This is a genomic window from Nostoc sp. DedQUE05 (assembly GCF_034530955.1).
Lineage (GTDB): Bacteria > Cyanobacteriota > Cyanobacteriia > Cyanobacteriales > Nostocaceae > Nostoc.
This window is the reverse complement of the sequence record NZ_JAVRCB010000022.1, coordinates 41,588-53,665: the sequence shown is the minus strand read 5'-3', so window position 1 is coordinate 53,665 and position 12,078 is coordinate 41,588. Positions and strand designations below refer to the sequence as shown.

The 12,078-nt window shown below is 40.2% G+C and carries 2 protein-coding genes; both read right to left on the bottom strand.

The genetic code is table 11. The features are described 5' to 3' along the window. Window positions 1-42: 42 nt before the first annotated feature. Window positions 43-5,982, bottom strand: coding sequence for an AAA family ATPase (locus RMZ42_RS17705; RefSeq protein WP_322672614.1), 5,940 nt, complete (start codon window positions 5,980-5,982; stop codon window positions 43-45). 158 nt (window positions 5,983-6,140) lie between these two features. Next, entirely contained in the window at window positions 6,141-12,041 is a 5,901-nt protein-coding gene (locus RMZ42_RS17700) for an AAA family ATPase (RefSeq protein ID WP_322672613.1), read from the bottom strand. Between the last annotated feature and the right edge of the window lie 37 nt (window positions 12,042-12,078).

The following is a 12,078-nucleotide window of genomic DNA, read 5'->3' as shown; positions in this document are numbered from 1 at the left end:
GTGTTCCCAGATATATCAAGTGATTTATATAAAAGTAAATATTTACACCTTAATTTCGATGATAAATTCACTACCCTGACCAACAACAGAGTTACAACTCAATTTACCGCCGTGGGTTGATTCGACAATTTGACGGGCGATCGCTAATCCTAAACCCGTTCCTTTTCCCACAGATTTCGTTGTAAACAAATGGTCAAATATCTTTTGCTTGACTGTTTCATTCATGCCATTAGCATTATCAGCAATCGTTATTGTAACCCGATCGTCTTGCAATGATGTTTTAATTTTAATCTTGTTAGGATTTTCTTTAATTTCTGCAAAACTTTGCCCATTATTCGACTCATCTAAGGCATCAATGGCATTAGCGAGGATATTCATAAACACCTGGTTTAATTGTCCAGGAAAACATTCAACTTCAGGCAAATTGCCATAATCGGTTATTACTTCAATTGCTGGACGTTGATCGTTGGCTTTGAGACGATGTTTGAGAATTAAAATTGTACTTTCAATCCCTTCATGAATTTTAAATGCCACTTTGTAATCTTTATCAGCGCGGGAGAAAGTTCTTAAACTAGTACTGATATTTTTGAGGCGATCGCACGCCATCACCATTGAATCTATTACCTTTGGTAAATCTTCTAAACTATAATCTAAGTCAATTTCTTCTGCATGGTCAATAATTTCAGCACCCGGATTAGGTAAACTTTCTTGATAAAGTTTCAAGTGTTGCACAACATCAGCAATAGTGGGTTTAGTTTGTTTGAGACTTGCAGCAATAAAGCCCAAAGGATTATTCATTTCATGGGCTACACCAGCAACTAAATTACCCAGTGCAGACATTTTCTCACTTTGAACAATTTGTAATTGCGCTTGTTGTAAATCTTCTAAGGCTGTTCCGAGTGCCTGAGATTTTTCTGTAACTGCTGATTCAGCTTGTTTGCGATCGCTAATATTAATCGTTGTCCCAACTACGCGATAAACTTTGCCCGTCTCATCTTTTAAAGGGCTGAGTGTGGTTAAAAACCAAATTTTCTGGTCATTAAATGTTAAACATTCTTCATAGGTGATCGGTGTTCCAATTTGGAAACAATGCAGATATTTTTGCTCGATTGCTGCAACTTCATTAGGAGCCATTAATTCTTGCGGAGTTTTACCCAGCACTTGAGAAGCAGGTATACCAATCACTATTTCGCATGATTTACTCCATCCTGTGTACTCATACCTACCATTATCCCGGATATCAGTCACAAAAATAAGACAGCCAACACCTTCGTAAATACTACTGAGGAACTTTTCTCGCTCTTGGAGATGATTATATAACTGGGCATTCTCCAAAGAAATTGCGGCTTGAGTGCAGAGGAAATTTACAATAGAAAGGCGATCGCTAGTAAATACGCCTTGAGTCAGTTGATTTTCTAGGTAAAGAATCCCTACTAAACGCCCTTGATTAAGAATCGGGGTACATAATACACTCTGGGGTTGTGTTCGCTGCATATATTCCCCAATCAACCCAATGGTATCTGTTTTGCAATTGTCTATAACAACTGTTTGTTGGGTATTTTTGACGTAATTGATAATTTTTGCAGGAATCTCTTGACAATTAGCGAGTGATTGTGGCTCCAGAATGGTTTGTATTTGGTCATGATTGATAAAGGTAATTGCCCTAACTTGCCAATTATCACCAGATACTTTCTTCAATAAGGGTTCTCCCCGCACGGCAGTGTCCTCATCTTGGGGAAGAATTAGTACAACTTTCTTCGCGCCAGAGTTTTCTAGGATAATGTGGGTCAAGCTGGCAATGAGTCGATCTAATTCCAGAGAACCGGAGATAGCTTGAGCGGCTTTAAGAACAGAGGTAAAATCTAATGTCTGGGAAATACCAGTACTGCCAGTGGTAGAAGTGCGAGTAGATGAGGAAGTGCCGCGAAAGCTAATAGTTTCTAAGGTATTGAAGTTGATTCGTTGCTGTTGCAGAATCGATTGGAGTAGTTGGGGATAGCGTTTTTCTAAGTCTTCTATTTTGGCTTTTGCACCCCAACGAGCGTAGCAGTAGTATGCTTCTTGCATATATGCTTGGGCAACTCTTTCTTTACCCCAATCAAGGTAAAATTTTGCTGCTAGTTCGTTGCCAAGTGCTTCTTCGTTAATGTATTCGTTTTCTTTGGCGAGGGAGATGGCGCGATCGTAATGTTCAAGTGCTTCTGCTTTATTGCCCAACACTCGTTGTTTTTCAGCCTCAACTAAATGCCATTTATGTAGATGATTCATGGGAGCATTTTGCGCCCATTGGTGCAAAGTGGTTTGATGGGTTTCTACCAAAGCGAGAAATTCGGCTTGCTCCGGCTCTGGCTGTGCCAGCAAGAGCGCTAAATACGTCAGGGCTGCATAGAAATGAAAAATGGGAATAAAAATCATGCCTGATACTGCCATCAAATACTGTTTGGCTTGGGCGTTATGGTTTAGGGCAGCCGTGTAGTTACCAAAAAAGTAGGCAAGTATCAGTTTGTAAATATAAGCAATAGCGATCGCCGAGAGATCCTTGTCCTGATAGTGCTTAGGAAGCATTGCTGTTTCATTGTAGGCAGTGCCAATTAAGCAATCCGACAGAATACGGGCTTCCCTCAAGTTCTCCACAGTCTGCTGCATCATATCCAAATAAGTCAGGGCAGAATGTTGTTTTACCTGCACTAAGACAGCCCTGTAACCTGCTATTTCGGGTTCCCAAATGTCCAGTTCTACCCCAGCAAAAAGTTTGGCAATGAAGTAATTGAGCGAGTTGTAGCCAGCGTTGAGAAAATCACCAGTTTCCATACCAGTCGCATAGCCATCTTTCATTGTCAGCATCGTTGCCCTGAGAGATTCCTGATGATGTTGAATCCAGGCCGCAAACAGAAGTAGAATCTTACACTTGAATTCCCCGACATTAAATCGGTCAAGCAAATTCATTGCTAATCGCCCAAAGCTATAGCCTGTTTTCACTTCTGACAAAAAGGCACACAATACCATACCGTGAATCATATACCCCACCGTTGATGCAGGTGCATTCCCAAACTGGAGTGATAAACTCACCATCGTTGCGCTCAGTATGGGTAGTAATCCGGGCATTGCCTGTAGAATCGGTGAAAATAATATTCCTAAGAGTTGCATAGCTGCCTGAGTTTGGCGGTCGCTCATGATAGGTAGATCGACTAATTCTTCAATCCCTCTGCCGCTTTGAAGGCTGGCTACAGTCTGTAGCACTTTGCCAATTTTGGCTTCGTCAGGTGCAGTGGGGAGTTCAACTCCCAATTGAAAGAGTGCATCTCTGCCCACTGCGATCGCTTCTAATATTCTGGTCTGGGCAGTCTGGGCAGCAATTTGAATTTCGTAAATTTTAACTTTGTCTAAAATCGTCTGGGCTGATTTCAACACCTGTACTGCGATCTGTTCCATGCCATCAAAGTCAGCATTCAAGTAGGCGGCTTCGGTGGCGGCAACGTAGAGACTCAGGGTCAATTCATATTGTTCTTGCCAGCAATTCGCTGTAAGTAGCTCAATTCCAGTTTGTAAATAGGCTCTAGCAGCAGCGTAAGCGGTAGAATTTTTGGCTTTATCTCCTGCTGCGAAGTTAAGCCGAGCCAAGGCTTCTCGTTCGCTTAATTGAGTGATTAACTCTTGCCCTAAATTCAAATGTCCAACAATATCAAACAGTTTTTCTTCTTGTTCTATTTGAGAGGAATTTTGGAGAAGTAATTGACCAATTTTGAGATGAGTTGCTTGTTTTTGCCGATCGGGAATTAGAGAATAGGCAGCTTGTTGTACTCTGTCATGTAAAAATCTATAATAAGCTGTCCTTTGTCCTTTATCCTTTGTCATTCGTTCGCTCTTTTCTAATGACCCCTGACCACTCGCCCTGAGCGGAGCCGTACCCCTACGGGGAAGCAAGCTACGCGTAGCGTCTCGTAGAGAAGGAATGACCAATGACGAATCTTGATAAAACTTATAAACATCACTAATCGGTAAAATCAACCCTTCTTGTAAAGCTTTCCATAAACTAGCAGCCGTTTCAATTTCTGATTCTTGCGAAACAATTGCCAAAGTTGCTAAATCAAATTGATTGCCAATGCAAGCGGCTAACTGCAATACATTCTGAGTTGATTGAGGCAGTCTTTGTAATTGAAATATCATGAAATTCACAACATCATCTGTCACCGCTTGCTGATTGATTTGGGTGATATCACATTGCCAATATCCTGATTCAAAGTTAAATTCAATTAACCCATATTGGTGCAGTGCCTTGAGAAACTGGATGGCAAAAAACGGATTACCTTGAGTTTTCTTAAATACCAATTGAGAAACAGGTAATGCCGAATCTTTTGTACATTTCAGTGTATCAGCAACTAATTGATTTACTTGCGATTGACTCAGAGGCGCTAAAGTAATCGTATTAATTGTAGCTGCTGTTTTTTGGATATCATTCAAAGTCAACATTAATGGATGTGCTGAATTGATTTCGTTATCACGATAAGCACCAATTAAGAAAAGATGTTTGGTATCAGCCATTAATAACTGTATTAACATCAACGATGCTGAATCTGCCCATTGTAAATCATCTAAAAACATCACCAATGGATGTTTTTCACTGGTAAAGACTTGGGTAAATTTCTGAAATAATAAATTAAACCGATTTTGGGCGGCAGTTCCTGATAATTCTGTAACAGGTGGTTGCTGACCAATAATTCTTTCTAATTCCGGGATAACTTCAATAATTACCTGGCCATTATCACCTACAGCCGCTAAAATATTGGTTTTAAATTGCTGGATTTGAGCATCGCTTTCGGTTAATAATTGCCCGATTAAATCGCGGAAGGCTTGCACAAAAGCACTAAAGGGAATATTTCGTTGAAATTGGTCATATTTCCCTTTGATAAAATAACCGCGTTTTTTGACGATTGGTTTATGAACTTCGTTAACTACAACGGTTTTCCCAATACCCGAAAAACCAGCCACCAGCATCATTTCTGTCACACCTGTACTAACGCGCTCAAATGCTTGCAGGAGAGTTTCTACTTCTGTTTCTCGTCCATAAAGTTTATCAGGGATAATAAAGCGATCGCACAGATCCCGTTGAGCGATTGGAAAACTTTTAATTTCACCAGTTTCTTGGAGTTGAGATAAACAAGTTTCTAAATCAAATTTCAGTCCTAATGCACTCTGATAGCGGTCTTCAGCATTCTTTGCCATTAATTTCATGACAATATCTGACAATACTTGCGGAATCTCTTCATTTTTAACTTCTTGAAGGGATGGTGGAAGTTTTGCTAGATGACAATGTACCAACTCCATCGGATCGTTTGAATGGAACGGTAACTCACCTGTCAGTAGTTCATAAAAAGTGACACCTAAAGAATAGAAATCAGTCCGGTAATCAATCCCCCGATTCATTCTTCCTGTTTGTTCGGGAGAAATATAACTAAGTGTCCCTTCCAAGACATTGGGATTCATCAGTGTTTGAGTTTCCCGTGGTAGTAGGGATGCAATACTAAAGTCAATTAATTTAACTTGTTTGGTGTCTGGATTAATTAAAACATTGGCGGGTTTGATATCTTTATGAATAATCCGATCGCGATACAATATATCTAAGGTGTTGCACAGTGCGATCGCTATTTCTAAAAACTCCATCAAAGATTCTAAGTTTCTCCCCACTCCCCAATCCTTGAGAGAAATCCCCCCAAAATCTTCCATTACCAACGCATAACCATTTTGATACGGTTCTAGGCTATAAGTTTGGACGATCAGAGGTGAGTTGAGATTTTTCGCTATGGTGTACTGATTGCGAAACGACAAAAGTTCGCCGAAACTCGGATAAGGATTTTTCAGCAGTTTGATCGTTACGGGTAATGAGTCAGTCTCTCGATACCCTCGATAAACGATGGTTCTAGAACCATTGTAGAGTTCTTCGCTAACCTTATAGCCGGGAATATTGACTCTCGTACTAACCATACTGCTAAATCTTTAAGACTCCAGATATAGTGTTCCCAGATATCAAGCGAACCCGTCGCTCCCCGACTTGAAATTTTCAGGATTTAGACTCAAAGAAAATCGGCGCTAATCCCATCCATTCTTTACGAAACGCGGCGCGAACAAGGAGTATCCGAGATTCATACCGGAATTTCAATCGTAAATTCTGTACCCTGACTCAGAACCGAATTAAAACTTAATTTGCCACCGTGGGTTTCTTCAACGATTTGACGAGCGATCGCGAGTCCCAATCCTGTACCTTTACCAACAGCTTTCGTCGTAAATAAATGGTCAAATATTTTTTGTTTAACTGATTCGTTCATCCCTTTGCCATTATCAGTAATGGAAACTTTAATTAGATTATTTTCGACTGAGGTTGTAATTGTAATGCAGTTAGGATTGGCTTTAATTTCTTCAAAGCTGAGTCCATGATTAGATTCATCTAATGCATCAATAGCATTAGCGAAAATATTCATAAATACCTGATTTAATTGACCGGGAAAACATTCTACTTGAGGTAAATTACCGTAGTTTGCAACAACTTGAATCGCCGGACGTTGTTCATTGGCCTTGAGACGATGTTTGAGAATTAAAATTGTGCTATCAATGCCTTCGTGGATATTGAAAGGTACTTTGTAGTCTTGATCGGCACGAGAGAAAGTTCTCAAACTGGTGCTGATGTTCTTTAGCCTGTCACACGCCATAGACATAGAATCAATCATCTTGGGTAAGTCTTCTAAGCTATAATCCAAGTCGATTTCTTCGGCGTGGTCTTCGATTTCATCGCTTTTGTTGGGTAAACTTTCTTGATATAGTCTGAGATGTTCAACAATATCAGCGATAGTAGGTTTCGCTTGTTTGAGACTAGCAGCAATAAAACCAAGGGGATTATTCATTTCATGAGCTACACCAGCAACTAAGTTTCCGAGTGCAGACATTTTCTCAGTTTGCACCATTTGTAATTGTGCTTGTTGCAGGTTTTGTAAAGCAGTTTCTAGCTCTTGTGCTTTTTGTTGAAGTTGGACTTCAGCAACTTTGCGATCGCGTAGCGCAACTTGCTGTTCTGTAATATCATCTGCTAGGGAAGCAACTCCGATTGACTCGCCATCTGCATTTACAAGCGGATTATTATACCAAGCACAAATGATAATTTTACCATCCTTTGTCATATTTTCATTGATACTGTAATTGCCGCCCTCCTGCGATATAATTTCGACGCTGACTCGCTCCATTTCTGCTTGAATTATTTCAGGAATGATGAATTTGAATCCACAACCCAAAGCCTCTTGTTTGCTGTAGCCAAAGATTCTTTCTGCGCCTGGGTTCCAGTCAGTAACGTGATAATTGGTATCCCACTCGATGACTGCTAATGGAGTTTGCTGAACCAATAGCTGGAGTTTTTGCTGGGATGCTTGGAAGACAGACTGGGCGGCGCTTAACTCCTCAAGCGATCGCTCTAATTGTTGGGCATATTCTAAGGAACGCTCATAAAGTCGGGCATTTTCCAAAGAAATTGCCGCCTGAGTACACAGCAAGTTGAGCAGTTCGACGCGATCTTTTGTGAACGCCCCTGTTGCTAAATTATTTTCTAGATATAAAATGCCCATCAATTTACCTTGATGCAAAATCGGGCTACACAAGATACTTTTCGGCTGCTGACGCATGATATAGGGGTCGTTGGCTAAAGTTGGATCGGCACTCGCATCAAGTATCACAGCAGTCTGTCTATCGTGCTTCACTTTGTAAATCAGCTTTAGGGGAATATCTTGACTGTCCTCAACCAGAAGGCGTTGTAACACTACTGGCTGCATCCCCACGGTAATTGACCCTTTAATTAGCAGACGTTCACCTTTGGTATCGCCTAGCGAATCGTTTCGCAACAGCATAAACACGCATTTATCAGCCCCAGCATTTTCAATGACGATTTCAAGCAACGATGAAAGCAGTTTTTCAAATTCGATTTCGCCGGAAAGAGTGTGAGAGGCTTTGAGAATAGCAGCTAAATCTAAAGCAACAGAGACACTACTACTGTGGGAAGTGCCGGAATTCGTGGGTGTAACACTTGCCAATGAGAAGATTGTTTCGCTAGTGGAGAAGGGAGTATGGGTGTGCTGGAGGATAGGGGCTAGCAGTTGCGGATAGCGTCTTTCCAGATCGGCAACCTTGGCTTTTGCCCCCCAACGTGCGTAAGAGTAATATGCTTGTTGCATATATGCTTGGGCGAGTTTTTCTTTCCCCCAGTTGAAGTAAAATTTGCCAGCAAGTTCATTTGCTAGTGCTTCTTCTTGGATATATGTGTTTTCTTTTGCAGAGGCGATCGCGCGATCGTAGTAATCCATTGCTTCATACATCTGCCCCAATACCCGATACTGCTCTGCTTCAACCAAATAAAATTTGTGTAAATGGTTTGTGGGTGCATGGTTTGCCCATTGTTCCAGCTTCTTTTGGTTGTCAACAACTTGTTGGGGGAGGCATTCTTTACCTTGAGCGTTGGGTAACATCGCCAGGTGAGTCAATGAATCGTAAAAGTGAAACACCGGAACCATAAAACAGCCGGATACTCCACTTAAATATTGTTTGGCATCAGCCGCCACTTTGATAGCTTGTTCCCACTCATTAAACAAGTAACAAAGAATTAATTTATTGATATACAGTGTTCCCATTGCGTAAAGATCGTTTGCCTGCTGATGCAAGGGCAACATGATTTGTTCGTCATAGATTACACCTTGAATTTCCCAAGGACACTTGCTCTCGGCGAGTAAATTTAAAACGGATTGGTAAAAGACTCTCAAATAATTATGAGCAACTTCCTGTTTTAGTTGAGCCAATGCCTGATTGTAAACCTTCATCTCTGGTTCTAGGATTGATAAATCTTTTCCGAGAAAAAAGGAAAGCGAACAGTAATTGTAGGCACAGTAGGCAGCATATTCTAAAGTACCCATCTCCAGACCGCTATGGTATCCGTCGAGTAAAGGAGCGAGTGAATTTTGAATATGATGTTTCCAAGGTTTCACGAAGGGATAAACCATGTTAATCGTGCTGGCTTTAAATTCTCTACTTTGGAAGCGTGATAGTAGTCCCATTGCCAGTTCGCCAATGCGATCGCCTAAGTCTATTTCTCCAATAACACACAAAATTACTCCATACCAAGCATAAGCCTGTGCTGATACCGCAGCATTACCGTATTCTACTGATAACCTAATCTGCTTACACACGATTAATGGCAGTAATTCTGGAACCGCTTGATAGACTGCTGCTGTCACCGCCGCTAAAATTCTGATTGTTGCCAGGGCTTGGAGGTCTGTCATTTCCGGCAGTTCCAAGAAATCTTCTAAATGTTGTCCTTTTAATACATCTTGAGTCTGTTGCAAACTTTCAGTAATATCTGCGTCAGTCGGCTCTGGAAACAATACTCCAAATAATTCCAAAGTCGAAAGAGCGGTTTTAATAGCTTTGGGCTGTTGACTCTGGGCTACCTCGGCCAAAATTCTCACTTCATAGACCTTCACTTTGTCTAGTAATTGACGGGCATTTTGCACTACTTCGTCAACTATCTGCTCCATTTGCCTAAAATCACCGCTCAGACAGGCTACTTCTGCGGCTAAATCATGCAGAGCTAACGTTAGTTCATAGCATTGCTGCCAACAACTTGTTGGAAGAAGTTGTATACCTTTAGTGGCGTATTCAATTGCTGCGACGTAAGCGGTTGCAGATTTAGCTCTTTGGGCAGCAACTAGATTTAGCTTTGCTAATTCCTCACGTTCAGTTTCTACAACAATTAAATCGGCTCCTTTATTTAATTGATTGACAATTTCAAAGATTTTTTCCTCTTTTTCTGTCTCGCTCATTACACTTAAAAGCAATTGTCCAATTTTTAAGTGTGTCAGTTGTTTTTGGTCATCGGGAATCAGAGAATAAGCGGCTTGTTGGACGCGATCGTGTAAAAATCTGTAAGAAACTGTCATTTGTCCTTGGTCATTGGTCATTTGTTCGCTTTTGTCTAATGACAAATGACCAATGACTAATGACTCTTGTTGATAAAATTTATAAACATCACCATTAGGTAAAATCAACCCTTCTTGTAATGCTTTCCACAAAGCCGCAGCCGTTTCGATTTGAGATTGTTTAGAAACAATTGCCAAACTTGCTAAATCAAACTGATTCCCAATACAAGCAGCTAGCTGTAACATCTGTTGAGTTGATAGCGCTAGTTTTCGTAATTGAAAACCCATAAAGGCAACAACATCATCTGTAACGGCTTGAGTCATCACTTGGGTAATGTCACATTGCCAACAGCCTAACTCAATATCAAATTGAATCAGATTTTCTTGATGCAATGCTTTGAGAAACTGGATTGCAAAAAACGGATTTCCTTGAGTTTTCTGATAGATTAATTGAGAAAGAGTCCATGCCGAAGTTTCTGCACATTTAAGTGTGTCACCAACTAATTGATTAACTTTGAGTTGACTCAGTGGTACTAAAGTAATTGTATTAATCGTCGCTTTGTTTTTTTTAATTTCACTCAAAGCCAACATTAATGAATGTGCTGGATTTACTTCGTTATCACGGTACGCACCAATTAACAAAAGATGTTTTGTATCAGCCATTAATAGCTGCATTAACTTCAATGATGCCGAATCTGCCCATTGCAAGTCATCTAAAAACATCACTAATGGATGTTCGACACTGGTAAAAACTTGGGTAAATTGTTGAAATAATAAATTAAATCTATTTTGTGCTGCTGTTCCTGATAATTGTATGGCGGGTGGTTGTTCGCCAATAATTCTTGATAATTCGGGAATGACTTCAATAATTACCTGTCCATTTTCCCCAACAACATCTAAAATATTGCTTTTCCATTCCTGAATCTGTGCATCACTTTCGGTTAACAATTGCCCCATTAAATCCCGGAATGCTTGTACAAATGCACTAAAGGGAATATTCCGTTGAAATTGGTCATATTTGCCTTTGATAAAATAACCGCGTTGGCGAACAATCGGTTTATGAACTTCATTGACAACCGCAGTTTTTCCAATTCCTGAAAAACCTGCTACCAGCATCATTTCTGTTGCACCAAGACTGACTCTCTCAAAAGCTTGGAGTAAAGTTAATATTTCGGTTTCTCGTCCATAAAGTTTATCAGGAATGATGAAGCGATCGCACACATCACGCTGTGCAATTTCAAAATATTCATTCTTACTATAAACTTGTAGCTGAGACAAACATTTTTCTAAATCAAACTTCAGTCCCAAGGCACTTTGATATCGATCTTCGGCATTTTTTGCCATCAATTTCATCACAATATCGCAAATAACTTGGGGAATATCTTCTCTATTTTTTAAAATTTGTGGAAGTTTAGCAATATGACAATGCACCAATTCCATTGGCTCGTTTGATGCAAAAGGTAAATTTCCTGTAAGTAACTCGTAAAATGTCACACCCAAAGAATAAAAATCAGTTCGGTAGTCAATCCCCCGATTCATTCTTCCTGTTTGTTCTGGGGAAATATAAGCGAGTGTTCCTTCTAAGATATTGGGATTGACTAGCGTTTGGGTTTCTCGTGGTAGTAAAGATGCAATACTAAAGTCGATTAATTTAACTTGTTTGGTTTCGGGATTAATCAGAATATTGCTAGGTTTAATGTCTTTGTGAATAATCCGTTCGTGGTAGAGTATATCTAAGGTATTGCATAGTGCGATCGCAATTTCTAGAAACTCCTGTAGAGATTTTCCCCTTCCCTTGATTCCCCATTCCTTGAGGGAAATCCCCCCAAAGTCTTCCATCACTAGCGCATAGCCATTTTGATAGGGTTCTAGGCTATAAGTTTGGACTATTAGGGGTGAGTTGAGATTTTTAGCTATGGTGTACTGATTCCGAAAGGATAAGAGTTCGCCAAAACTCGGATGAGGATTTTTCAGTAGTTTAATAACTACAGGTAATGAGTCAGTCTCTCGATATCCTCGATAAACAATGGTTCTAGAACCATTGTAGAGTTCTTCGCTAACCTTGTATCCAGGAATATTGACAAGAGTGCTAACCATACTGCTAAATTTTTAAGATTTCCAGATTTAGTATTCC